The sequence below is a fragment of the Cerasibacillus terrae genome (genome assembly GCF_008039555.1).
Classification (GTDB): Bacteria; Bacillota; Bacilli; order Bacillales; family Amphibacillaceae; genus Cerasibacillus; species Cerasibacillus terrae.
Genome location: NZ_VDUW01000004.1, coordinates 156,101 through 180,978, shown reverse-complemented (window position 1 = coordinate 180,978; position 24,878 = coordinate 156,101). Strand labels below are relative to the sequence as shown.

The 24,878-nt window shown below is 33.4% G+C and carries 24 protein-coding genes; 12 read left to right on the top strand and 12 right to left on the bottom strand.

The window, feature by feature from the left end; genetic code table 11:
- Positions 1-61 precede the first annotated feature (61 nt).
- Positions 62-586: a spore coat protein gene (locus tag FHP05_RS08005; RefSeq protein ID WP_147666871.1), complete on the top strand. Its 525-nt coding sequence runs from the start codon at positions 62-64 to the stop codon at positions 584-586.
- A 69-nt stretch (positions 587-655) separates the two neighbouring features.
- Here the strand turns inward: FHP05_RS08005 and FHP05_RS08000 are convergent, their stop codons facing one another.
- The 8 genes from FHP05_RS08000 to FHP05_RS07965 all read right to left on the bottom strand — a co-directional run bounded on the left by FHP05_RS08000 (position 656) and on the right by FHP05_RS07965 (position 8,660).
- On the bottom strand, positions 656-985 hold the full coding sequence (locus FHP05_RS08000) for a four-helix bundle copper-binding protein (protein WP_062351103.1): 330 nt from the start codon (positions 983-985) through the stop codon (positions 656-658).
- Positions 986-1,320: 335 nt separating this feature from the next.
- Positions 1,321-1,848 carry a CueP family metal-binding protein gene (locus FHP05_RS07995; RefSeq protein ID WP_147667075.1) on the bottom strand — a complete coding sequence of 176 codons (528 nt, stop codon included), beginning with the start codon at positions 1,846-1,848 and terminating at the stop codon, positions 1,321-1,323.
- 163 nt (positions 1,849-2,011) lie between these two features.
- Positions 2,012-2,716, bottom strand: coding sequence for a cytochrome c biogenesis CcdA family protein (locus tag FHP05_RS07990; RefSeq protein ID WP_147666869.1), 705 nt, complete (start codon positions 2,714-2,716; stop codon positions 2,012-2,014).
- Positions 2,717-2,749: 33 nt separating this feature from the next.
- On the bottom strand, positions 2,750-3,325 hold the full coding sequence (resA, locus tag FHP05_RS07985) for a thiol-disulfide oxidoreductase ResA (protein WP_040047918.1): 576 nt from the start codon (positions 3,323-3,325) through the stop codon (positions 2,750-2,752).
- Between the two features lie 196 nt (positions 3,326-3,521).
- Entirely contained in the window at positions 3,522-5,687 is a 2,166-nt protein-coding gene (locus FHP05_RS07980) for a copper-translocating P-type ATPase (protein ID WP_147666867.1), read from the bottom strand.
- Between the two features lie 173 nt (positions 5,688-5,860).
- Positions 5,861-6,541: a response regulator transcription factor gene (locus tag FHP05_RS07975; RefSeq protein WP_147666865.1), complete on the bottom strand. Its 681-nt coding sequence runs from the start codon at positions 6,539-6,541 to the stop codon at positions 5,861-5,863.
- Positions 6,534-7,922: a sensor histidine kinase gene (locus tag FHP05_RS07970; RefSeq protein ID WP_147666863.1), complete on the bottom strand. Its 1,389-nt coding sequence runs from the start codon at positions 7,920-7,922 to the stop codon at positions 6,534-6,536. Before FHP05_RS07970 ends, FHP05_RS07975 begins: the two co-directional genes overlap by 8 nt.
- Positions 7,923-7,934: 12 nt before the next feature.
- Complete coding sequence (locus tag FHP05_RS07965) at positions 7,935-8,660, bottom strand: cytochrome c biogenesis CcdA family protein (RefSeq protein WP_147666861.1); 726 nt, start codon at positions 8,658-8,660, stop codon at positions 7,935-7,937.
- A gap of 295 nt (positions 8,661-8,955) precedes the next feature.
- Here FHP05_RS07965 and FHP05_RS07960 point away from each other — a divergent pair, with 295 nt between their 5' ends.
- The 4 genes from FHP05_RS07960 (at position 8,956) to copZ (ending at position 12,676) form a co-directional block, all read left to right on the top strand.
- Positions 8,956-9,564 carry an NAD(P)/FAD-dependent oxidoreductase gene (locus FHP05_RS07960; RefSeq protein WP_147666859.1) on the top strand — a complete coding sequence of 203 codons (609 nt, stop codon included), beginning with the start codon at positions 8,956-8,958 and terminating at the stop codon, positions 9,562-9,564.
- Between the two features lie 165 nt (positions 9,565-9,729).
- Entirely contained in the window at positions 9,730-10,035 is a 306-nt protein-coding gene (locus FHP05_RS07955; protein ID WP_060681789.1) for a metal-sensing transcriptional repressor, read from the top strand.
- A 13-nt stretch (positions 10,036-10,048) separates the two neighbouring features.
- Complete coding sequence (locus tag FHP05_RS07950) at positions 10,049-12,433, top strand: heavy metal translocating P-type ATPase (RefSeq protein WP_147666857.1); 2,385 nt, start codon at positions 10,049-10,051, stop codon at positions 12,431-12,433.
- A gap of 36 nt (positions 12,434-12,469) precedes the next feature.
- On the top strand, positions 12,470-12,676 hold the full coding sequence (gene copZ / locus FHP05_RS07945) for a copper chaperone CopZ (RefSeq protein WP_147666856.1): 207 nt from the start codon (positions 12,470-12,472) through the stop codon (positions 12,674-12,676).
- Positions 12,677-12,820: 144 nt separating this feature from the next.
- Here the strand turns inward: copZ and FHP05_RS07940 are convergent, their stop codons facing one another.
- Positions 12,821-13,051, bottom strand: coding sequence for a hypothetical protein (locus FHP05_RS07940; protein ID WP_147666854.1), 231 nt, complete (start codon positions 13,049-13,051; stop codon positions 12,821-12,823).
- A 440-nt stretch (positions 13,052-13,491) separates the two neighbouring features.
- Complete coding sequence (locus tag FHP05_RS07935; protein WP_147666852.1) at positions 13,492-15,006, bottom strand: multicopper oxidase domain-containing protein; 1,515 nt, start codon at positions 15,004-15,006, stop codon at positions 13,492-13,494.
- A 431-nt stretch (positions 15,007-15,437) separates the two neighbouring features.
- Between FHP05_RS07935 and FHP05_RS07930 the strand changes: the two genes are divergently transcribed.
- From FHP05_RS07930 to FHP05_RS07910, 5 genes are all read left to right on the top strand, one after another.
- Positions 15,438-16,070: a YdhK family protein gene (locus FHP05_RS07930; RefSeq protein WP_147666850.1), complete on the top strand. Its 633-nt coding sequence runs from the start codon at positions 15,438-15,440 to the stop codon at positions 16,068-16,070.
- A 635-nt stretch (positions 16,071-16,705) separates the two neighbouring features.
- Positions 16,706-17,125 (top strand): hypothetical protein, encoded by a 420-nt coding sequence (locus FHP05_RS07925; protein ID WP_147666849.1) that lies wholly within the window; start codon positions 16,706-16,708, stop codon positions 17,123-17,125.
- A gap of 95 nt (positions 17,126-17,220) precedes the next feature.
- Positions 17,221-17,490 carry a replicative helicase loader/inhibitor gene (locus tag FHP05_RS07920; protein ID WP_147666847.1) on the top strand — a complete coding sequence of 90 codons (270 nt, stop codon included), beginning with the start codon at positions 17,221-17,223 and terminating at the stop codon, positions 17,488-17,490.
- Positions 17,477-18,769 carry a replicative DNA helicase gene (gene dnaB / locus FHP05_RS07915; RefSeq protein ID WP_147666846.1) on the top strand — a complete coding sequence of 431 codons (1,293 nt, stop codon included), beginning with the start codon at positions 17,477-17,479 and terminating at the stop codon, positions 18,767-18,769. Before FHP05_RS07920 ends, dnaB begins: the two co-directional genes overlap by 14 nt.
- A gap of 262 nt (positions 18,770-19,031) precedes the next feature.
- On the top strand, positions 19,032-19,379 hold the full coding sequence (locus tag FHP05_RS07910) for a recombinase family protein (RefSeq protein ID WP_147666844.1): 348 nt from the start codon (positions 19,032-19,034) through the stop codon (positions 19,377-19,379).
- Positions 19,380-19,584: 205 nt separating this feature from the next.
- Here FHP05_RS07910 and FHP05_RS07905 read toward each other — a convergent pair whose 3' ends face one another.
- Complete coding sequence (locus tag FHP05_RS07905) at positions 19,585-20,151, bottom strand: site-specific integrase (RefSeq protein WP_147666842.1); 567 nt, start codon at positions 20,149-20,151, stop codon at positions 19,585-19,587.
- A gap of 341 nt (positions 20,152-20,492) precedes the next feature.
- Between FHP05_RS07905 and FHP05_RS15790 the strand changes: the two genes are divergently transcribed.
- The gene (locus tag FHP05_RS15790) at positions 20,493-21,725 is read left to right on the top strand and encodes a hypothetical protein (RefSeq protein ID WP_147666840.1); all 1,233 of its coding nucleotides are present in this window, start codon (positions 20,493-20,495) and stop codon (positions 21,723-21,725) included.
- Positions 21,726-21,773: 48 nt separating this feature from the next.
- The gene (locus FHP05_RS07895; RefSeq protein WP_147666838.1) at positions 21,774-23,612 is read left to right on the top strand and encodes a hypothetical protein; all 1,839 of its coding nucleotides are present in this window, start codon (positions 21,774-21,776) and stop codon (positions 23,610-23,612) included.
- A gap of 290 nt (positions 23,613-23,902) precedes the next feature.
- Here the strand turns inward: FHP05_RS07895 and FHP05_RS07890 are convergent, their stop codons facing one another.
- Positions 23,903-24,739 carry a TIR domain-containing protein gene (locus FHP05_RS07890; RefSeq protein ID WP_147666836.1) on the bottom strand — a complete coding sequence of 279 codons (837 nt, stop codon included), beginning with the start codon at positions 24,737-24,739 and terminating at the stop codon, positions 23,903-23,905.
- Positions 24,740-24,878: the final 139 nt, after the last annotated feature.

Here is a 24,878-nt window from a genome sequence, read left to right as displayed (position 1 = left end):
TAACAGATTTTCATTAAACAGCATATATTAAAGGGAATTTATTTAATGAAAGGTGAGTTATATGTCAACTTTACCATCTGTAGATCTTGGCTTAATGGCCGAACATTTGTCTACACACGAAGGAATGATAAATAAGTTAAAAGTCTATCATATTAATACTACAAATCCAGATTTGAAAGGTATTATTGCTCTCCAGATAAATGTCATGATGTCGCATGTTAGGGTAATGTTATTTTTAATTAATCCTAATAATAATGAGTATGTTGAAGTTCCGGATTTAAATATGTATGATGTAAGCAACCAAAGAGCAGATGGTACGGGGGTTAATAAATACAACGATAAATGGATTGCATTAGAAGCACATGCTGGTGCTAAATTGATGTCAAATGAAAATTATACTTCTGCTTTATTAATGAAAAATAGAAATGTTAGAAATGCTCATGTGGAAATGGCTTTGCAACAGTTAGAAATTCAAAAAAGATACTCTGATTTTATCAATCGTATGGGTTGGTCATTTGTTCCCCATGCAGATACTCAGGAACAGGTAAAAACCTATCAACATTTTCAACACTTGTTAAATAATTAAATACAGAAAAAGTATTAATCATAACTACAAATTAATAAAAACGGTGACACAAGTTCACCGTTTTTATATTTAAGATGCCATTGTTCGGCAAATCTCTGCACATTTAAAACAAGATTCAGCACATTCCTTGCAATGATTAGCATGGTTATGTTGTTCACACATTTTTCCACATGCTTCACAAATGTCAGCACAAAGCTTACAAATCTGCTTAGCAAAAGGGCTATCCGATTGCATTGCTTTTGCTGCTAATGCGCAAATGTCTGCACATTCCCTATTATAGCGGATACAATCCGCCATCATTTTTACATTCTCTTCTTTTAAACAAGCATCATAACACCCATTACAAGCTTCCATACATTCTAAACAAGCTTTAATACATTCTTCATAAGACACTGCCATCTGAAAATCCTCCTTCGATTCAAGATTAAGTACAAATTTTACTATCCCCTTGATACAATTTTTTATCCAACAAGGGTGCTTCAATCATAGTGTGAATTTTTATTTTCCGTATTATTTTTTGATTATCAGGTATAAATCTAATTTCGTTTACAGTCAGTAGTAATAAGGATAAAAGGGAGCCAAAGAAAGAATCCTAAATATAGTAAAATTTAGCAAAAAAGAATCGAGTGCTTTATCTAAAAACACTCGATTCTAATGAAAATATTATAAAATCATATAATTTTTTCCCAATAATCTTTATTCTATTTTTTAAAAAGTATCACGAGGTAAAAATACTAGATTAATTGCATTGTTGTTATACAAGTATTGTCACCTTCAAAAGTGGAAATCTCAGATTCAGCTGTTTTTCCATCATATTGAATCTTCACGTTATATGTTTTGTCACGTGGCAACCAAAAGTCAATGAATCCATTTTCGAATGATGTCATAGTTTCATCAACAACCACATTACCATCTTCATCTTCAATATAAACATCAAATTCTTTTTCTACTAATTCTCCTTGGCAACCAGTTAAGCTATGATTGGTACAAGGGTGGGTTGTCTCAACAAATGGTGCGATGGAAACAAAAAATTCATCTTCGGGAAGATCGTAGGTAGTCTCTTTATCATTACTATCAGTTACAATAAGCTCTTCTGAAGTAATAGAAGCAGACACAGCATCGGAATCCCCGACACTGTAGTCTTGGACCATTTTCTTGATATCTTGTGGTTCTTTTTCATTTGATGTACTTTCGCTTTCACTACAAGCAGCAACTATTAAAATAAGTAATAATCCAATTACTGCCAATAATCCTTTTTTCATATATTGTTCGACTCCTTTTTCATCCAATTTGTTAAATCTTAATATATATTACCATGTAAAACGAACGATATTCTACATTGTAACAATTTCTACAAGACATATTATAATGCTCAAATATGCATTATTCGTGCAGATATAATAGATAAATTATGTAAAATATTTTTTAAAATCCATAAAAACCAAACCATCCAGCTAAGAAGGAAGTTAATTTTGTCAACCAATCAAAGAATAGTGCTACTCCCATGAAAATCATAATATATCCACCAATTTTAATTAATTTTAGGCTATGTTTTTTAATCCATTTAATTTTACCAATAAACAATGCTAATAATAGAAATGGAATCGAAAAACCTAAAACATAACTAACCATCATAATCATACCAACATCAGGATTTGTTGCAGCTAATGATAACACAATAGCTAGTATTGGACCGGTACAAGGAGTCCATCCCAAAGAGAATGCCATTCCTATGATGAAAGAACCAACATAACCGCCGGGACGATTTTTGAATGTGATTTTTTTATTCTTCATTAGAAATTTAAAATTAAAAATTCCAACAATCACTAGTCCAAAGAAAATAATTAAAATAGCACCAATTTGTCTAATGGCATCTTGGTAGGTTAATAGGAATTCCGATATATAAGAGGTGGTAAAACCAATCATAATAAAAATGCTTGAGAACCCTAGTAAAAATAGAACGGTATGTAAAAGAGCTTTTTTATTCATTTTTTTATTTTCTTCATTTATCTCACTTACACTCATTCCGGTAATATAAGATAAAAATGCCGGATATAGTGGTAATACACACGGTGAAATAAAAGAAAGGAAACCAGCACCAAAAGCTAGAAATATATTTATTTCATTCAAAAATTTTATCCCCCTTTATTAGAAAATCATAGTCTATTGTTTTGGTAATATTTCTTTAAAGTAACTCTCCAAACTTTCTAATGATAAGGCCCCATTTACAATCCTTTGAATTTCCCCATCCGGATTAATGAATATGGAACTTGGAATTGGTCCTATTTTGTATAAATCCCTGACTTCTCCTGTTTTATCATGGGGAATTGGAAAGGTTAGATCATATTTATCAATAAATCGATCTACAACCAATTCTGTATTATCCAAACTAACTGCAATGATTTCAATTCCTTTTTCTTTATATACGGGATAAAGCTCTTGCATGTAGGGCATTTCTTCTTCACACGGTTTACACCAAGTACCCCAAAAGTTCAGCATAATACCTTGCCCTTTAAAATCACTTAGTCGTATAGTTTCTAATTCATTATTTTTATTAATTTGCTTCAATTCAAAGTCAGGTGCTTCATCTCCGACTTGATAAATGGTTTTATCCGCTTGTATATTAGACACTAATGCAAATATAATAGCTCCAACCATTACAATTAATATAGAAGTTCTAAAAATTAATCTGTTTTTCCTTTTATTTTTCTTCTTCTTTTTCGTTTCCTCCAAACTCATAAGTATGTATCACTCCTTATAGGAAATATAGTATAACGGTGGTATTATCTAAAGACACTCTCTGTTAGATTACGTTACAAGTTTGCAGAAATTAAGCAGATTCTTTGTACTATTTATGAACAGAATTTACCTACAGAAAAATAAAAGGCTAAGCAATACCATACATGCTTAGCCAAACATAAACTATTTGTTTCTATTAATCGATTTTTAATAATTGAGCGTTTATTGCACAAATAATGGTACTGAGTGACATAACTGCGGCTCCGACGGCAGGGGTTATGACAAACCCAACATTGTACAATACACCTGCAGCTAAAGGAATAGCAACAATGTTATACCCAGCAGCCCATCCTAAATTTTGAACCATTTTCCTGCGACTTGCCTTAGACAATTTAATGATATTTAAAATGTCTACTGGATTACTGTTAACTAATATGACATCAGCTGTTTCAATCGCAACGTCTGTACCTGCACCAATAGCAATTCCCAAATCAGCTTCCGCTAAGGCGGGCGCATCATTAATTCCATCTCCAATCATCGCCACTTTTTTTCCATTTTGTTTTAAATACTTCACATTATTTGATTTCTCATGGGGAAGTACTTCAGCGATGACTTTGGAAATACCTAATTTTTCTCCTACATAATTTGCTACACGTGTGTTGTCACCAGTCATCATAACCGTCTCAATGCCACGGTCATTTAATTCTTTAATAACTTTATAAGAAGATTTACGGATGATATCAGCTAGGGCTATCATTCCTTGTAAGACATTATCTTTAAGAACAAATACGACAGTTTTCCCTTGTAAAGCCAGTTGGTCATAAATTTTTTCATCAAAAGAAATTTTATTTGCTTTCATAGCACCGGGACTAATAACAGCAATTTCTGCATCACCGATTTTAGCTACTAACCCTTTCCCAGTTAAATTCTGATAATCCTTAACATCAAGGGGGGTTAAATTACGATCATTTCCTTCTTTCACAATTCCTTTAGCAATTGGATGGTCTGATTGTGTTTCAACAGAATAAGCTAATTTCAATAATTCTTCTTCACTAATTCCCTCACTTGGATGGATATCCGTAACACCAAAATTACCTTCCGTAAGTGTTCCTGTTTTGTCAAACACCACGCGATCCAATTTAAATGCACTTTCAAATGCTACTCTATTTCGAATTAACAAGCCGTTTTTAGCTGCAATGGAAGTAGATCTAGATGTTACTAGTGGTGTTGCCAAACCAAGTGCATGTGGACAAGCAATAATTAAAACGGTAACCATTCGTTCCAAAGCAAAATCTAAATCCCCGTTAGTCCACCAAACTGCAAAGGTTATAATTCCTACTACAAGAGCAACATAGAATAACCATTTAGCAGCAATATCCGCAAAGCCTTGGGCCTTTGATTTCGATTTTTCTGCATCGCTTACCAATTTAATAACTTGGGATAGGTAGGTGTCATTTCCTGTTTTACTTACCTTAACTTTTAATACACCATCACCATTGACGGAACCACCTATCGCTTCCATTCCGGGTCCTTTTTCAACAGGGACAGATTCTCCTGTAAGCATAGACTCATCGACGGTAGATTCTCCTTCATAAATTTCACCATCAATTGGAATCTTTTCACCCGATTTAACTAAAATCAGGTCACCCGGTTGTAAATCTTCGACTGTTACCTCAACAATATTTCCGGATTTGTCCAGTTTATGGGCTTCTTTTGGCATTAACTTGATTAGCTCTTCCAGTGCCTTTGAAGCACCCATCAGGGATTTCATTTCTATCCAATGTCCTAACAGCATAATTACAATAAGAGTAGCTAGTTCAAAGAAGAAGTCGCTGCCTTCGATAAAGAATGCTGTCAGTGTGCTATATACATAAGCGGCGATGATAGCTAAAGAAATTAACATCATCATTGCAGGCGATTTCTCTTTTAACTCATCCCATGCACCAAGTAAAAATGGTTTTCCACCATAGAAAAAGACAATCGTGGAAAGCAAGAAAAGTAAGAGGGTATCACCTGTGAAATTTACTTCATATCCAATCAGCATTTGAATCATTGGAGATAAGTATAAAATAGGAATTGATAAAACTAGGGATATCCAAAAACGTTTCTTAAAATCTTCTACCATATGTTCGTGATGTCCGCCGTGTCCACCATGTCCACCATGATGCCCACTATGTCCATGACTGTGGTTGTGATTTTTGTGTTCTTCATGTCCATGTTTGTGATGATCATGCATATCTTCATGTTCATTATTATGATGTTGATGACTGTGATGTTTTTGTTCCTCATGTTGTTTATGATGGTCATGTTCTCTATGCTTATTGTGGTTGTGTTGATTCTCTTCATTTCCTTTGTTATTCATTATTACTCCTCCTTTGGTATGGATATTTATTATTTTCTGTATTATTCATCCTTCTATCCATATTATATCATACTATACCCCTGTATCGTATAATAAGGCTATGATTTTATGTAAAAGATTTGTGTCAAAACAAAAGGTCTTCTTTTATAAATGTATTAAAGACCTTTTTATACCTATAATGAAGGCTTGTTTACCCATTTATATCCAATACCCCAAACAGTTATTAAATAATCATCTATGGGAAATCCAGATTGACGAATTTTATCTCGCATGTTCCGTACATGGGAATCAACTGTTCTTCCTTCTGTGTGTGAATCGTATCCCCAAATTAATTCAATTAATTGTTCTCTAGTAAACACTTGGTTTGGTTTTCTCATAAAATAACCTAGCATGGTAAATTCCTTTGGCGTTAACTTTAATGTATTATTTTTATATGATAACTCAAACTCATCTTCATTCCATAAGAGACCATGTACTTCAATCTTCCTCGCAGGTTTCATTCTACGTAATACCGCTTCTATTCTTGCTAATAGCTCATCTTCGTCAAAGGGTTTCGTCACATAATCATCTGCACCTAATTTTAACCCTTTTATAATATCCTCTTTCTGTTCACGAGCCGATACCATAATGATAGGGATGTCCGAATCTTTTCTAATCTCTTGGCATAATTCCCAGCCGTTCATTTCAGGCATCATAATATCTATAAGTACTATGTCAAAAGTTTCTTCTTTTAAAAAAGATAATGCTTCTTTAGCACTAATAGCTTTTTTACATATAAAACTATGTGGTCTCAAATATAATGCTAATAAATCTAACATTCGTTTTTCATCATCTACTAATAAAGCTTTAACCATTATATTCACCTCTTGTTAAATGAACAATAACCCTTGTACCCTTGCCAAGTTCACTTTCGATTTCAATCGTACCTCCGTGAGATTCTATAATTTCTTTTGCAATAGCTAACCCTAATCCCGTTCCACCACTTTCTCTGGAACGCGATTTTTCTACACGGTATAACCGTTCAAATAGATATGGTAATTCCTCTTTTGGAATTCCTTCCCCTTCATCTGAAATAGCTATAGTAATTTCCCTATCATTCTGGGTTACCTCTAATGATATAGACTTTCCATCGGGTGTATGTTTTCTGGCATTATCCAGTATATTTAATAAAACCTGTTGGATTCTATCGGGATCAATATTACCTATGATATTTACTTGGCATGAAGTAGAAAGTGTAATATTTTTTTCTTCCATTACTGGAGCAATTCGTTCTTCAATCGTTTGGATTAGTTGTCTTAAACTAACACTTTTTCGATTAATTACAAACTTATTCTCATCCATTTTAGCTAGGTCAAATAAATTCTTAACTAGAACTGTCAAATGCTCCGTTTCTTCCCGTATGATATCCAGATATTCTTTTCTATCTTCGTCCGTTATGTCTTGCTTACTGATGATATCCGCATACCCTTTTATGTAGGTTAATGGCGTTCTAAGTTCGTGAGAGATACTTGCCAAAAATTCATTTCTGTCATTTTTTAATTGTTCTAGATCACTAGATAACCTCATGATAGAACCAGCTAATTCACCTAGTTCATCTTTTCGTTCCATATGTAATTGCACCTTATTTTTCCCCTTGCTTAGTTGTTCTGTGGCTTCTTTCATTTTCATTAATGGTAACGTAATAAAACGAGAAAGAATAAAAACGGTAAAGATGGTTAGAACAATGGTGATTAGTCCAACTATGACAAATTGATCACTCAAATGATTAACCATATTTTTTACAATATTGGTATTAGCAAACATAAAGACATGCCCTTGATGTTCTTCATCAATAGTAATGGGACTGTCAACCGCTATATATTGTTTTTCCGTCCAACGATGTTCTACTACTTTTCCGACACTGGGTATATCCTTATAATCCGTATGATCAATTACTTCAAACATTTCTTTATCAACAGGATCAGAATTAATGATGATGTTACCATTGGCATCGGTAATAATAACAGCAAATTCTGATTCTGACTCCATGATAGCAACATGCTCTAACGTTGATGAATCAAAATTATTTTCCAAGACAGCACTATGTGTATTGGCACGAGCTAATAAACTATCCATCACTTCATCAATACGTTCATTTGCTATATTTGTATATAGAATAAAATAAACAAAAACCTCGATAATTAACATGAACACAAAGAATAATAGTCCAATTTTTAAGGATAATTTATTAAACATAATTGACCTCTTTTACCAGTAAGTTAAAGTATCCAGAATACCTATAACAAGAATGATAACTCCTGCAAGTTTTTGTACTAGTGACCCTATTTTTCTGCTTCTCTTTAATATAATGCCACTTGCCCCAAAATACCAAATAAGAAAAATAATTAATAAAAGTGGAAGAGAGGTTCCGATTCCAAAAACAGAAGGTAATACAAATCCATATGATGTTTCTAATACAACTGGCATTAAGGTTAGTATAAATAATACAAACATAGTAGGGCAAAATGCTAACGTAAAACTCGCACCCATTAAAAAGCTTCCAAGATAACTATCTTTAAATTTAGTGGGTATTTTAAACATTTTTCCTGTTTTTCTCCAGCTAAATAACCCTATCATAAATAAACCAACTAGTATAAGTAATGGCCCAATTGCTTTTCTTAGAATCGGGAACATTTGTGTTAAATTACTATGTATTTCCTTCCCAAGTAACCAAATTACTAAACCGATTATTGAAAAAACAACTATTTTACCTAAAACAAATAGAAATACGTGTAACCAAGGGACTTTTTCGATTAATGATCTGTTACCATAAATAGTCATTGCACTGATATTGCCAGTTAGCTGACAAGGAGCAACAGCGCCAATTAACCCAAGAAAAAATGCAAATAACAGCGGTATGTGTTCATATCCATATGCAATTTGTTGAAGTGGTCCATTTAGCATAATGCCTATTTCATTAAAAAGTTCGAACATATCAATTCACTCGCTTTGATTGTAATAGTTTTATCCACTAAATAACATATAAAAAATATGTCCATTTTTTGTGCAGATTTCAGCAAAAATTAATCTAAGGTAATAACAATAATTTGGATAAAGAATCTCATAATATTGTTTAGGATAAAATTTTGTCCACTTTTTATTACTTTACATACAATGGGGGGGTATAGTATTATTTTGTAAGAGGATGTTTTCATCAAAATCTGTTTAATTTGTATATAGGTATATTTTATCCATTGTTACAAATATTGAAAATAGGGGAGATAAGAATATGGAGAATAAAATAAAAATCGCTGTGAATGGAGGAATAGGGTTTGGTGCTAAACTCAATTCTAAACAACTTATGACAATCTCAAAATACATGAATGAGGAAGATGAACTGGAGTTAACCACCTTTCAACAACTCTATATAGAGATTCTAGAAGATGATAAAGATGAAGTAATTAAAGAATTTGAAAGTGTTGGTTTAAAATGTTATCCAGTTGGAAATTACGTAAAGAGCTTGAGAACCTGTAATTTTTGTAAAGGGGAAGAAAGGGAAGGGATGCCAGTGGCAAAAGAAATAAATCGCCGTATAGCAGGAAAACCCGTACCATTTACCCTAAAGGTTGCTTATACAGGTTGTATCATTGGTTGTGGTGAACCAATGTTAAGTGACATAGGTGTAATGAAGTATAAAGATCATTATAATTTATATGTTGGTGGTAAAGCGAAAGGAAAAGATGCTGAGGTAGGTTCTTTACTGAAAGAAAATTTAACACCAGAAGAATTATACGATACTGTTGAAAAAATAATTGATGTATATGCTGAAAAGGGAAAAAAACGGGAGAAATTCCATAAATTTTTAAAACGGATAGGTAAAGAACAATTAGTAAGCTAATAATAGACCTTGGACAACAATTTACCATTTGTGAGTATGTAAGAAAACATCTAATATCCAAAAGTGTAAAAAATTAAAAGATGTTGTCAAAAATGAAGTTTCCCTATTGACAAATATACTATACGGGGGTATAGTAATTGTATAAAAGAAAAGGAAGTGATTCATTTGGAAGAGAGATTCTTACATGATCACCCAAGTAAACCAAGAACGAAAGATGAAATACAGAAAACGATTAATCGATTGAAACGAATTGAGGGTCAAGTTCGTGGGATACAGAAAATGGTTGAAGATGATCGATATTGTGTAGATATTTTAGTACAAATTAGTGCCATTCAATCAGCACTAAAAAATGTAGGATTTTCTATCACAGAAAGACATATTAACCATTGTGTTAGTGATGCTATTAAACAGGGTGAAGGAAAGGAAACTATTGAGGAATTAATGACTGTCATGAAGCAATTTTCTAAGTAAGGAGGGAATTATTATGAGTGAAACAAATCATACAACACTTGGTGTAACAGGGATGACCTGTGCAGCTTGTTCTAATCGTGTTGAAAAGGTTTTGAATAAAATGGACGGGGTCAAGGCCCAAGTTAATTTAACAACAGAAAAGGCAACGATAGATTATGATCCAGAGAAAACCTCTATTGAAGATATATCGAAAAAAATAGAGAATGTTGGTTATGGTGTTCTAACGGAGAAAACAGACCTAGATGTCTTTGGGATGACTTGTGCAGCTTGCTCTACCCGTATTGAAAAAGTATTGAACAAACAAGATGGAGTAAAACATGCAACTGTTAACCTAACAACAGAAAGTGCATCGATTGAATATAATCCGGGGTTAGTTGATGTAAAATCATTGATTGATAAAATCAAAAATGTCGGCTATGATGCTAAACCAAAGGCAGAAGCGAAAGAAAAACAAACTTATAAAGAAAAACAACTAAAAAATATGAAGACGAAATTAATCATTTCAGTCTTACTATCTGCACCATTATTATTAACAATGCTTGTACATTTATTTGGGATGGGTATACCAGATATCTTCATGAACCCGTGGTTCCAATTTACTTTGGCGACACCAGTTCAATTTATCATTGGATGGCAATTTTATGAAGGTGCATATAAGAACCTACGTAATGGTGGGGCAAACATGGATGTACTTGTTGCTTTAGGTACAAGTGCGGCTTATTTTTATAGTTTATACGAAGCATTTAAGACTATTGGCAATCCAGAATATATGCCACATTTATACTTTGAAACCAGTGCTGTTTTGATTACGTTAATTTTGTTTGGTAAATATTTAGAAACGAGAGCGAAAAGTCAAACTACAAATGCTTTATCCAAATTGCTTAATTTACAAGCAAAAGAAGCTCGTGTAATTAGAGATGGTAAAGAATTAATGATTCCTGTAGAAGAAGTTGTCGTTGGAGATCGCTTAATTGTCAAACCGGGAGAAAAGATACCGGTAGATGGTATGGTTGTAAAAGGTAGAACTTCGGTAGATGAATCCATGCTGACAGGAGAATCAATTCCAATTGAAAAGGATTCAGGAGCAAAATTAATTGGATCTACTATTAATAAAAATGGCTCCATTGAAATGGAAGCAACAAAAGTAGGAAAAGATACGGCCCTTGCATCTATTGTCAAGGTCGTGGAGGAAGCTCAAGGATCAAAGGCGCCAATTCAACGATTAGCGGATGTTATTTCAGGTTACTTCGTTCCAATAGTGGTCGGTATTGCTATCCTTACTTTTATTATATGGATTACTTTAGTTCAACCGGGTCAGTTAGAACCTGCTTTAGTTGCAGCAATTGCTGTACTTGTTATTGCCTGTCCATGTGCTTTAGGACTTGCAACACCAACATCTATTATGGTCGGAACAGGAAAAGCTGCAGAAAGTGGAATCTTATTTAAAGGTGGGGAACACCTAGAGGGAACACATGAGTTAGAAGCAGTCGTACTTGATAAGACGGGTACAATCACAAAAGGAAAACCAGAAGTAACTGATTTTTCAGGTGATGAAGAGACATTACAATTATTGGCTAGTGCAGAAAAAGGGTCTGAACATCCACTTGCAGAAGCAATTGTGGCATACGCTACAGAGAATAATATCGACTTTTTGGAAGTAGAACATTTCGAGGCAGTACCGGGTCACGGCATTGAAGCAAAAATTTCTGGAAAAAACATTCTTGTTGGTAATAGAAAGTTAATGAATGATCATCAAATTAATACAGCAGGTAATGAAGAAAAATTAGTAAATTATGAAACTGATGGTAAAACAGCGATGTTGATTGCCATTGATGGTGATTACCGGGGAACAGTTGCTGTTGCAGATACTATAAAAGAGACGGCTCCAGAGGCTATTAAGCAATTGAAAGATTTAGGAATAGAAGTGTTTATGTTAACAGGTGATAATGAAAGAACAGCCAAAGCAATAGCAAAAGAAGTTGGAATTGATCGGGTAATCGCTGAAGTATTACCTGAAGAAAAAGCAGCTAAAGTAAAAGCGATCCAAGAACAAGGTAAGAAAGTTGCAATGGTTGGAGATGGTGTTAATGATGCACCTGCACTTGTTACAGCGGATATTGGAATTGCCATTGGAACTGGTACAGAAGTAGCTATTGAGGCTGCTGACGTTACGATTCTTGGTGGTGAGCTATTGCTTATACCGAAGGCAATTAAAATCAGTCATGCAACGATTCGAAATATCCGACAAAATCTTTTCTGGGCATTCGGATATAATACAGCCGGAATACCAGTTGCAGCAATTGGATTACTTGCACCGTGGATTGCTGGCGCAGCAATGGCGTTAAGTTCTGTAAGTGTTGTTACTAACTCACTTCGTCTAAAAAGAGTGAAGTTATAAATTATATTAAATTTATTTAAAGGAGGTGAAAATATAATGGAAAAGAAAACATTAGACGTACAAGGCATGTCTTGTGGTCATTGCAAAATGTCAGTTGAAGGTGCATTGAAAAAATTAGATGGCGTGTCAGCAGCTGAGGTTAATTTGGAAGCTGGAAAAGTAGATGTTACTTTTGATGAATCAAAAGTAAATGTTGATGCCATGAAAGAAGCAATTGAAGAACAAGGCTATGATGTTGCCTAAATATACGAAAAAGGCTGGTTTTCGCAGAGAAGACCAGCCTTTTAATATACATTTCATAAGGTATGAGGGTGGTTTCATATTTGGATAAATAATGTTACTTTCACTAAGGGAACCAATATGTTAACCATTAGAAATTAGATAGTATTAAAGAACAAACTTTAACAACACTGACATCAACGTAAAAAATACTAAAATCCCAACAATAAAAATTGTAATCCAAAGAGCATTCCCTTTCTCTTGAAGAATTTTATACTCTTTATAAGTGATTTCTCCTTTTGCAAATCTTAACCCATTGTCATTCGGTTCAATAGAATAAAGCTTTCCTTCTAAGTCTTCCAAAATGACTTTTGTAATTAAAGCGGACTTATTCCCCATTTCCGATTCAAGACTTACCCAATCATTTAATCTACTTTGGACTTCAAAACAGTTGCCACCTGCAAAGTCAACCCTAATTAATTTGTATAGGGAGCTTTCCTAAATCTTTTTGGACATTTCATGAGTTTGTTGTTCAATAAAACTATAGGAAAAACACAAAATATCTCACCTCAACTCCACTTTTTCCCTAAACCAAAAAAGTGATTTAAGTACCAATTTACTTTTACTATATCATATGAAAATATTATAAACTGTTAATTAAAATTGTTATATAAATATTTTTAGTGGAACTTTTCGAAGGCAACAGTAGATTATTTCAAGGATACCTAAGATCTCTTGGCATTAACCAACGTTTTAGTCTGAATTGTCAGCAAAATAAAAAGGGGCTGTACTAATCCAAAACAATTGGTACAGCCCTTCTTAATGTTTATTCCGTAAAATTAGTATACTTCTACTTGCCCCATCATACCGTTATCTTCATGCTCTAGAATATGGCAATGGTACATATAGATTCCCTCTTCCGGAAAGGTGACGAGCAATCTGACTCGTTCGCCCGGTTCAATAAGAACGCTATCTTTCAGACCTTGTTCATTCGGAGCTGGTTCCCTTCCATCACGCGATATGATTTTGAACTGAGTACCATGAATATGGAATGGATGGATCATTCCCCCCATTTCGTCTGGCTTGTTATAAACTTCCCAAACTTCTGGGACTCCTTTCTTTTGCCGCAAGTCAATCCGTTCAGGATCGAATTTCTTGCCGTTGATGGTGACCTTATCCATCATTCCAAACAATTCAATCTCCTTGGTAACCGGCAAGGATTTCTCTTTTTCTGTAAGGAAAGTAGTGTCATCGGTCCAAGATATGGATTCCATTTCTCCCGTTCCGCCGTCGATATCCAAATCAAAAGGCAACAGAGCATTACCTTCTTCATCAGTAATGGCAATTGGCTCATCGGAATCCATCGCTGAAAAATCAATTAGGATTTCAGCGCGCTCCGATGGGGACAGCGTAATCTCATCCATTTCAACCGGCTCATGCAATAACCCGCCATCTGAAGCAATCTGAGTAAATGTGGCTCCATTGCTTAAACGGAACGTGTAATTTCGGGCGTTCGCACCGTTTAGGATTCGAAAACGCATCAGCGGTTTTGTCACAGTCAGTTTCGGATTAAGCGTACCATTAACGAGCGATACATCTCCGATTGTTCCGTCGCTGTTCATCAGATTCTCATAATCCAGTTGATGGTTTTCGTCAAAGAGACGATCCTGAAAAATGAGAGGGATATCATCTTCACCATAAGTATGTGGTAAAGCAGGGGCTTCTTCATCCGTCTCCTCCACATAGAGCATTCCTGCAAGCCCTTTGAAAACTTGTTCAGCAGTCGATTTATGTGGATGTGGATGATACCACAATGTCGCTGCCGGCTGATCGGCTTTTAAGGTGACGATTTTACTTTCGCCCGGCTGAATTACATCACTCGGACCACCATCCTCAGTTCCCGGTACTTCAAGACCGTGCCAGTGAAAGGTTGTTGGTTCGTTTAATTCATTGCGGACCTTCACTTTAACGGTTTCCCCCTCTTTCAACTGTAAAGTCGGACCCAACAAATTCCCATTATATCCGTAAGTTTTGGTTAGAGAGCCATCAAAGAATTGCGTCGTGCCTTCTTGTGCGACTACCTCATAATCGAAGTCTGAGTCATTCTGTTTTTCTAGCAGGGGTGGTATTACTAACTCCTGAGTTCCTTTGGAGGCTTGAAGAGGGGGGATATTATCATGGTCCATGTGTTCTTCCATACCTTCCATGTCCCCGTGGTTCATATCCATATTTTCTTCATGTTGCATTTCTTCAGATTCCATAGTTTGTTCTCCAGATTGTTGTTCTGTTGTGACGTTTGTGCAACCCGTCAATATTAGCAACAAGCCTGCACCTGTCAATATACTTTTTTTCATTTGTTCGCTCCTTTATTCGTCAAGTATAAGTTGTTGAAAATATCATTTCGGTTTTTGAATTTTAGATTTCTGATGTGTTATTTAGTTGTAATCACCACGGGTTAGAAAACTACCTTTAATACATTTTCCTCCTTCCCTTGCCATTTAATCTATCGCGATTATCATACCGAACAAATATCGAGAAATAATGCATAATTGAGTAAAAACTAATCACTATTTAATTTAGATGTTGAGTATTAATGGATTATTCTACTGAAATGTCATTGATATTAAATGACATTGTATTTTTCATAACCTTTTGTAATCCACTTGGAAAGGGAAGATTTATTTTAGAAATATCGTAATTCATATTTAGCAAAGTCTGCATATAATCTGCAAATTTAATGGTTAGAATATAGGCAAGCTTTATTTTATTAGGAGGGATTATTTAAATGCAAAGTAAAAAAATCGTAATAGGGATAATTACTATATTTACAGTACTTATCTTATCTGCATGTGTGGGTGCAAATGAAGAGGAGAATACAGAAACCGAATCTAATACGGAAGAAAATGTGGCTAATAATAATGAAATGGATATGGAAGAATCTGATACCAATGAAGATATGGAAGGCATGGATCATTCTGGTATGAACCATTCTAGCACTGGCGAAATTCCCGAAGGCTTACAAGAAGCGGATAACCCTTCTTATGAGGTTGGCAGCCAAGCAATTATTGAATCCGATCATATGCCGGGTATGAATGGTGCTGAGGCGACGATTGTTGGTGCATACGATACGACGGTATATACTGTTTCCTACACACCAACGACTGGTGGAGAACCAGTGGAAAATCATAAATGGGTTATTCATGAAGAGATTGAAGAAGCAGGAGATGAACCTTTTGAACCGGGAACTGAAGTAACTCTTAATGCAGATCACATGGAGGGTATGAACGGTGTAACTGCAGTAATCGATTCAGCGGAAAAAACAACCGTATATATGGTTGATTTTGTAGCTACTGATTCTGAAGAAGAGGTAAAAAACCACAAATGGGTAACGGAAAGTGAATTGTCACCGGTAGAATAAGTTTTAAATTAGGGATCTATCCGCAAATCGGGTAGGTTCTTTTAAGTAGTTGAACGGGAAACGAACTTGCAAATATTGTTTATATAACAGATGATTCGGTTCTATAACCCCATCTAACACAATAATCATTTGTTACTATAACTAGTGTGGAACAATTACAGAGATAAATGCACTTCTTCAATTTCACTGAAAAGGGAAGGAGAACTACAAAGTTTAGAAGCAAAGAGTAGAAAATAAAAGAAAGAATGCAAAACCGCTATGGACAATTATTCTGTTGTTCATAGCGGTTTTAATTCTTATGCTTTTCGAATACCAATCAGTTTTGCACCAGTTTTTCTCGTTGATTTTTTACGGCCTTTACAAATAGTCTTGCAATTTCTACATCAGTATTTTTCTTTTTTCTAAAAAATCCTCTTAGCAATTAATTCACCCCTATAAATATTATTTTCTTTAAATATATGAATAGAAAAGTAGAATATGATAGGCATATTTAAAATGGAAAAAATCAATATTGTGGATTCCTCCATTATTTTGCAACACATAAATATCTGAAAATAAAAACTTTAATTTAGCTCTTAAAATTATATATTTATGAGGGTATCATGTTTCAAATTGTAAGAAGAGGAGGCGAGATTATGAATGAGGGTTATGTAAAACTATACCGAAAACTAATGCATAATGTAGTTTGGCAGGATCCTTTAAAACTGAAATTGTGGCTATTTTGTTTGATGAAAGCCTCATATAAGAAACGTGAAGTTTTAATTGACAACCAAATTGTCCAACTTGATTCGGGGCAGTTTGTTACAGGTAGAGATTCTATAGAGCGCGAATTTAATCGTGACATGCAGAAAAAGTATCAAGTAAGTGGTAGAACTCTATGGAGATGGATGAAACTATTGGAATCTGAACAATATATATCGATTAATTCAACTAATAAATTCAGCATTATTACGATCAATAACTGGGATGTCTACAATAAAAATGACCAACAGATGTCCGAGAAACATCCTGCTACTGGCCATCAGATGTCCACTAACAAAAAGGAAAAGAACTAAAAAAAAGTTAATAAAAAAATTGGTAGAAAACAATCAAATCTATCTTTGTTAGATGATATTCTCGAACAAAGAAAGTTGAGAAAGGATGAGGAAAGTTGACAGAGGAAGAGGCTAATTCCATTTTAAAAGAGATTATTTTTGCATATCCATATTTCGAAGTTACGGACGAAAAGATTAATTACTGGATTAACCATTTAAAGGCAATGCCTTATAAACCTGTATTGTATAGGCTAGAAAAACATATTTTCACGAGTAATTATCCACCATCAATAAGTCAAATCTCAGCAATTGAAAAAGAGGAAAATACTTTTTTAGTGAAACTTGAGGAAAGGAGAAACAAGCTGAAAAATTATGAATCAAAATGAGATATTTAATAGAGAAGCAGAGCAAGCCGTACTCGGAAGTATATTGTTTGAAGGGAGTTTAATAAAGGATATTAATCTTAAACCTTATGAGTTTTATTGGGAAGAACATCAGATTATTTATAAGACAATGAAGGAATTAGATGCTGAGGAAATTCCAGTTGACGTGGTTACAATAACTTCAAAACTAGATGATGTTACCAGAGAGAAAATAGGTAATGTTTCTTATCTAACTGAACTCGCCGAATCTGTTCCTACTTTAGAGACATTTTGTTATTATCAAAAACTTGTAAGAAAAGCTTTTAAAGTCAGGAAGGCTTTACAATTATGTAATTCATATAAAAATTCACCAAGTACAGATTTACTAAATAAATTGATCTTGGATTTAAATGAATTAGTTGAGGAGGAGAATGTTAATCACCAATCTAATAAAGAAATTTTATATGAAATCTATGAGGAACTCTATAATCCGAGGACGGGTCTAAGTGGCATAGACTCTGGTTATACGGATATTAATAACATGACAGATGGATTTCAAAAAGGTAATTTAATCGTGTTGGCTGCTCGGCCATCGGTTGGGAAAACTGCATTAGCGCTTAATTTTGCAATGAATGCTTGCAAAACTGATACTAAAGTTATTTTCTTTGCCTATGAAATGTCTGCAAATGAATTACACTATAGGCTGATAAGTTCATTAGCAAATATTGATTTAATGTTTTTACGGAAAGGTAAGAAATTCTTAACAAATGAGGAATTAGAGGATGCAGTTAAATCGATGGGCATTATAGATGATTGGGATTTGAGTATAAATGATAATACTAGTAGACAAACTGTTTACGATATTTGTCATAGCGTAAGAAGTCAAGTTAGACAGGACCCAGATAAGGATTTTTTAGTAATTATAGATTATTTACAGCTAATTAAAACCGATAAAAACATAAGCCGACATGATCTTCAAATTGGAGAAATAACACGTGAATTAAAATTGTTAGCTAAAGAGCTTAATATCCCTATCATCCTTATTAGTCAGTTAAATCGTAGTGTCGAAAATCGTACTGATAAAAGACCGTTAATGAGCGATTTAAGGGATAGTGGAAATATTGAGCAGGATGCAGATGTAATATTATTACTTCACCGAGATGATTATTATGAAAGAGACAGTGAGAATAAAAACATTATAGAAGTAAATATTGCAAAACAGCGTAATGGTCCTGTAGGTGCTGTGGAATTATTGTTTAAAAAGGAAGCAGGGAAATTTTTGGACTTAGCTAAATGTAGCTAAGCTAGATTCAAAGATATCTATTAATATAGATGGCACTAATAAGCTAAGGTAGATTGGAAGGGAAGACAGAAATTAGCTACATCCCTTCTATAGCCCTTCAACTTATAATAGTTTTTTATAAATGGATTCAACGTTTTTCAAAAATCTTTTTATAATCTATTCGAATATAAAAAAACGAAGATACAATGTTTTACACAGGTAAGAGAAACGATTCTTCTTTTACAGCTATTAACAAAAATTATTCAAAGGAGAGAAACAAAATATGAATTGTGTTGCTTACGTTCGAACTGCGAATAAAAAGAATAAGGAAGCTAATTTACTAAAACAAACAGAAATGATTAAGGCGTTTATTGAAGAAAAAAATTGGCAATTAGATTCTGTATATACTGATACGGGTTCTGGAATTAATATGAATAAGAATCTTCATAGAATGATTGAAGATGCTCAGCAAGAAAAATTTGATGTTATTGTTGCGATAGACCCATCCCGGATTTTAAGAAATAGCGATCTATCAAGCGTAATTGGAAAACTACATGAAGAAAATAAAGTCCATATCATTACAGTTGATAAAAGAGTTGATACGCTTCTTAAAGATGACATTACTTTATAAATATCTATGCTTTTATGTATAAAAAAATTTAGTGGATTAATTATTAAATTAAGGTTATAATTTATATTAAATCGTTAATAAATTGTCTTATGAATTGCAACAAGCCGGCACTATAAATGCTGGCTTGTTGTCTTTTTTTATAAAAGCTTAACTTCCGGTCTAAGCCGCTAACAGGATGTATTAAAAATAATGTAGTATATAGAACCTATAAATCTAAGGATAATACAGCTCTGTCTTTTTCATCTTGAGTAATTCCGATATACCGTAATGTAATCGCTGGCGAACTATGGTTTAGCATATCTTGAATGATAACAATATCTGTCCCGGCTTTATAGCTATGATATGCCCATGTTTTTCTTAGTGAATGAGTACCAATATCTTTTACCTCTACAGCATCCGCAGCTCCTTTAATTACTTTCCAAGCCATAGCTCGCTGAATTGGCTTATTTATTCCCTTTCTACTATAAAAGACATAGTAGGATAGATTTCCTTTATAATATTCTTTAACATAGTTGATAATTGCTTTTTTAACACCTTTAGAAATGGCAATTTTATTATGCTTACCTGTTTTTGTTTCTTTTAATTTTATATGATCTAGTGGTTTTAATTTTTCATCTATTATGTCTTCAAATTTCAATTCTAAAAGGTCACTTACTCGTAAGGCTGAATTAATTCCAAGTGTAAATAAAAGGAAGTCTCTTTTATTACCTTGAAGGTATTTTTTCATATCATTTATTTTTTTCCTATCCCGAATTGGTTCAACAAATTCCATTTTTTATCCCTCCTACATAAATGATACATATTATAATTATATCGTATATTTTGTATCATTCAATTAAGAGTTTGGCTTTTAAAAATATTAAAAGAATAGATAAACGCTGTCATATCAAGGTTTAGGGGTGAATACCGAATGATACATAATGTAATTATGTATCATTCGGTATCGACCCTTTAAATACAATTGGTGATATATATTAAAGTGTTTTATTGAATGCGTATTCTTAGACGTTAAATATTTGTTAAAATGTTTATGAGGATAATAAAATGTACCATTCTTGACATAGTTTTACTTTACAATTCACTTTAATTAAAAGAAGGGAAAGATAATATTCTATGAGGGGATACGGTGAACCATTATTTTCAAAGGGAGATCTTTCAAGGTATCTCAGAAATTGTACAGAAGATGTAACAAGGAAGATAACAGAGCTTGACGAAGACTACCTAATAAATGTGGGGGAATCACAGTTTGTCGAATATATGGTTGACTCAAGCAAGTTAGATGAAGTAATCCTATTTTTAGATAGTGCGGATGCAGAGGAAAGAGAAGAGATGATTCCAGCTGAGTATTTTCCAAAAACTTTTTTTGTAATGGAAGGTAAAAGCTATCCTAAGCCGGTATATTATTATAATATTCCATATGAAGGAAACCCAGATCTATTAAGACTGCAACCATCAGCATACCGAATGAGTCATCCTTATGTAAAAATAGGTAGTAACAAGCTAACTACAAAGTTTTTTTCCTTTGATAATGACATGAATAAATTAAACAACGAAATCTTATCTTTAAATGATGATTTGAAATACAATATAGATAATATAAATAATGATATACGAAATTATAATAACAGTCTTAGAAGTCATGTGGAAAATGTATTTAAAGCTAGGAAGGAACAAATTCTCGACAAGAGAAATCAGCAGCTAAAACTAATAGTACCATTAAAAAGAAATCAAGAAAGTAATAATTCATACTCAGCTCCATCACCAAAAATAAAAAAGACTATTACGCCTAAGCCAACGGTCTCTTCGGGAAAAAATATTGAGCCGTACCCAACACTAGGTGATGATGATTATAAAGCAATTTTAAAAAACATAAACGGAACTGGTAAAGCATTGGAGAGGAAGCCTTCAGTATATGCGGATAAAGATGAAGAAACTTTAAGAGATCATTTCTTAATGAATTTAGAGCCTGTATTTGATGGTAGCGCAACAGGAGAAACATTCAACCAAAAAGGTAAAACTGATATCCTATTAAGATATAAGGGCGATAATATATTTATAGGTGAATGTAAGTTTTGGAAAGGTGCTGTTTCCTTAGTAAGAACAATAAACCAGTTGCTAGGTTATTTAACTTGGAGGGATTCAAAGACGGCCATTATTATGTTTGTAAGAAACAATGACTTCAGCTCAGTAGTTGATAAAGCCCAAGGTGCAATGAGTAACCATCTTAACTACATTAAGTTTGAAGGTAAAAGTGATGAGTCGTGGTTTGATTACATTTTTCATTTAGAGGGAGATAAAAATAAAGAAATTAAAGTAGCTTTAATGTTATACCATATGAAACCATAATAAATATTATAATATCATCTTGTCACTTATATAAAGGAGAAAGTTTATATGTATGATTTTATGGACGGCTATGCTAGATATAGTTACGAACAATTGCAATTACAACAACCACATTTAAAAACGGATGGTATCTATAAAAAAGGATTAGAGTACTTCATAAAATGTGAAAGTGTCGATATTCAGCCATTAAATCAACCTGATAGTTCTATAGTTGAGGTATTTAATAAGGAAATTAAGATTCTTGGCTGCAAAATAACACTAGTAACGAAGCTTCCAGATGGTGTAAATAAAATGGAAAATAGAACATTGGAAGAGGTATTTCAATTATCTGGAAATCCCTTTAATATTATAGATTTTAATAAACATCTTTCTTTATTATTGCCAAAGGCTTTTCCTAAATTGTGGTTGAACTTCAACCACAAATCACAAGGATGGGATGTTGAGGTAGAAAAAAATTTGACTCAAAGCGAAATAGTTATGTTAGAAAATAAAGTATCGTTACTTTGCGGGTATGAAGCTAAAATCGATTGTATATTAACTCCAGATATAAAAAAAAACTTTGAACGCAAAAATCAGGATCCATTATCTTTAACTGTCAGTAAACACTCTTCTTTTAACTACTCAAAGGCATTGATGGATAAATGGGAGGAAGATGAACAACTTTGGTTAGATAATAGAAAAGGTTTATTTTTAGGGAATCAGTCACTAGATTCCAAAAATGACCAACCACAAGATTCTACTTGCTTAATAAACGGTCAGTTTGGTGAAGCACACAATGTTCGAAATTATCTTACCTTATTTAATGAAATTTTGATTGTTGTTCCGATTGAATCTTCATATGAAAAACTTTTACGTTCACTTGATATTACAGAGGATGAATTGGTTAAACTTACAGAATTGAATAAAGTCAAATTATTGTTTCCCCATTCTATAGAGAGATATAGTAGAAAGTTACTTGAAAAGGTTTCGGATATTAATCCACAAAGTATTATACTTTCAAGAGAATTAGCTTACAGAACAGTGCTAGACTTAAAACAAAGAAATCCACTTGCATTTTTACCTCTTAACACCGATGAGAAACAGGAAGTACTATCAAATTTAATAGGCATATCCTCAAAACTAAAAGGAACAAACGAACAGAAATGGTTTGAAGGGCTAGCTGGAGAATTATCTAATACTTGGGGCCATATGTATGAATTTCTTTCAAACAGAGGTGCAATGGGTACGTTTAATGTAGGATTAGGACCAATTATTAACACCACCATAAAAAACTATACAGGGAAAGATTATTTTTTAGAGATAATGGGTGCTTCTCAGTCTATTGAATGGGCAGCTGCTAATCACGCCGTGTTGTGTCCAGTAGGGCCATTGGCAAGAAATGAAGAAAATATTGCTTATCTTTATTCAGGTGTTCGAAAAGATTGGGAACTTGATTTAGTAACTTCTCCAAATGTAGCAACAGAGGGAATATTAACAATTGCGAACTATGTACCTATATTGGAACTTGCTGAAACCTTCACGGGTAAAGAAATAGACCAATTCCGTAAGGTATTAGTTGATTTAACTCATAACAAATCATCGAAAGAGATTAGTTCTATAGTTGAGCAATTTAACAAAAGTGTTAAAGCTTTTGAAAAAAAGCGTAATAGAATAGACACTTGGGATGTGAAGGGTATAACATTAGATACGGCGCTTGAAATAACAAATGCGGCTATACCATTTTCAGGTTTCATCGCAAAACAGGTTGGAAGGTTAATAGAATATGCTGGAGATAAAAATGAAAGTGTAAGTAAAGTTATTAAACAAGTCCAATCTAAAATACATCGTACAGCTCCCAATGTAGTATTAGTTAGTCGAATGAGGGATAAGGTAAAGGATTTATTGTAAGATGTAGCAAATAGCAACGACTGAGATGCACTATGTTTAACATGATAGTTTTATAATATTAAATTCCATTTATTTAACCTATAACTTCAGAGAAGATCCCAACGAATAACTTTATCGCTATATTCGTTGGGTGTTTTACTTAAATATTAATTCAATAGGTTTCTGAATTTGGATACCTAATCGATACACTTCTCAAGTGAATAAATTAGGGCAACCCACAAAACCGATTAAAACTCTAACCTTCTATTAATTGAGGACTTTTTCTTTCCACCAATCAAAGAAAAATTTATTTATAGTACAAGGTTCATATCTACCTTATAACCTGAGTTTCTAAGCTCTTTAGCTATAGCCAAATGCCAAGCTCCGTGTAAGTCGAAAGGAATGTATACAACGCCAGAAATATCATTAGGAGTTTCAACGTCTTCCTTGACTAAGGCACAAACGTTGTTTCTTCCGACTTTTCCCATAAGGAAACCGTGTTCAAACACAACATTTTGTCTTGCTCTTGGTAACAATTTATCACCGTCTTTATTTGAACCTACATCACATGGAGTATATAACACGATTCCAAAACCAACATTTGAATAGGATTCAATCTTTTCAATAATTGTCATCCCAGAACTTGCTTGTTCGTGAAGAATAATTGGTTGAAAGCCAAGCCTTTCTATAAATCTTGCAACCTCAGTTTTTGCTAAGTTATCATGACCATGAACTATAAACACTTTGGTCTTGTCCACTTTTGACACATCCTTTGGAAGAGAGATGTCTATTTCTCCCTCGTCTATTTTTTCTTTACCTTCAGAAAAAAATTCTTTAGTTACGTCATTTGTATAATTATCATACCCTATAATATCTTCTGGTGAGACATACATTATTAAGCCGGGTTCCATATGGTCATTTTCGTATTGTGAAAGTTCACGTGCAGATTTGTCTGTTGTTTTTATAATAATTCTTTGGATATTCTTTGGGTCAAGAAAATATCCGTTAAATTGAAATTCCTTATTCAATAAATAGGGCAATACTGTTTCATTTAAGACACTATTTTTACTGGGAATATCCAGTTCATAAATTTCTTTTGGTTCTTTTGTTTTATCATTAATTGTTTCAATTAAAACTTGATAATACATTTGAGATCTCCTTTTCACTAATTATTATAAATAGTTATGTTTTCCATTATTTCAATTATAACAAATATGGATTCGGAAAAATTTTAAAAGGAGATAAATTACCTATTTCATATAAAGCTATCTCAAAATAACGCAGTAC

Coding starts and splice junctions, on each gene's coding strand:
- FHP05_RS08005 (WP_147666871.1), top strand. CDS start 62: ATGTCAACTTTACCATCTGTAGATCTTGGCTTAATGGCCGAACATTTG.
- FHP05_RS08000 (WP_062351103.1), bottom strand. CDS start 985: ATGGCAGTGTCTTATGAAGAATGTATTAAAGCTTGTTTAGAATGTATG.
- FHP05_RS07995 (WP_147667075.1), bottom strand. CDS start 1,848: ATGAAAAAAGGATTATTGGCAGTAATTGGATTATTACTTATTTTAATA.
- resA (WP_040047918.1), bottom strand. CDS start 3,325: ATGAGTTTGGAGGAAACGAAAAAGAAGAAGAAAAATAAAAGGAAAAAC.
- FHP05_RS07980 (WP_147666867.1), bottom strand. CDS start 5,687: ATGAATAACAAAGGAAATGAAGAGAATCAACACAACCACAATAAGCAT.
- FHP05_RS07975 (WP_147666865.1), bottom strand. CDS start 6,541: ATGGTTAAAGCTTTATTAGTAGATGATGAAAAACGAATGTTAGATTTA.
- FHP05_RS07970 (WP_147666863.1), bottom strand. CDS start 7,922: ATGTTTAATAAATTATCCTTAAAAATTGGACTATTATTCTTTGTGTTC.
- FHP05_RS07965 (WP_147666861.1), bottom strand. CDS start 8,660: ATGTTCGAACTTTTTAATGAAATAGGCATTATGCTAAATGGACCACTT.
- FHP05_RS07960 (WP_147666859.1), top strand. CDS start 8,956: ATGGAGAATAAAATAAAAATCGCTGTGAATGGAGGAATAGGGTTTGGT.
- FHP05_RS07950 (WP_147666857.1), top strand. CDS start 10,049: ATGAGTGAAACAAATCATACAACACTTGGTGTAACAGGGATGACCTGT.
- copZ (WP_147666856.1), top strand. CDS start 12,470: ATGGAAAAGAAAACATTAGACGTACAAGGCATGTCTTGTGGTCATTGC.
- FHP05_RS07940 (WP_147666854.1), bottom strand. CDS start 13,051: ATGGGGAATAAGTCCGCTTTAATTACAAAAGTCATTTTGGAAGACTTA.
- FHP05_RS07935 (WP_147666852.1), bottom strand. CDS start 15,006: ATGAAAAAAAGTATATTGACAGGTGCAGGCTTGTTGCTAATATTGACG.
- FHP05_RS07930 (WP_147666850.1), top strand. CDS start 15,438: ATGCAAAGTAAAAAAATCGTAATAGGGATAATTACTATATTTACAGTA.
- FHP05_RS07925 (WP_147666849.1), top strand. CDS start 16,706: ATGAATGAGGGTTATGTAAAACTATACCGAAAACTAATGCATAATGTA.
- dnaB (WP_147666846.1), top strand. CDS start 17,477: ATGAATCAAAATGAGATATTTAATAGAGAAGCAGAGCAAGCCGTACTC.
- FHP05_RS07910 (WP_147666844.1), top strand. CDS start 19,032: ATGAATTGTGTTGCTTACGTTCGAACTGCGAATAAAAAGAATAAGGAA.
- FHP05_RS07905 (WP_147666842.1), bottom strand. CDS start 20,151: ATGGAATTTGTTGAACCAATTCGGGATAGGAAAAAAATAAATGATATG.
- FHP05_RS15790 (WP_147666840.1), top strand. CDS start 20,493: ATGAGGGGATACGGTGAACCATTATTTTCAAAGGGAGATCTTTCAAGG.
- FHP05_RS07895 (WP_147666838.1), top strand. CDS start 21,774: ATGTATGATTTTATGGACGGCTATGCTAGATATAGTTACGAACAATTG.
- FHP05_RS07890 (WP_147666836.1), bottom strand. CDS start 24,739: ATGTATTATCAAGTTTTAATTGAAACAATTAATGATAAAACAAAAGAA.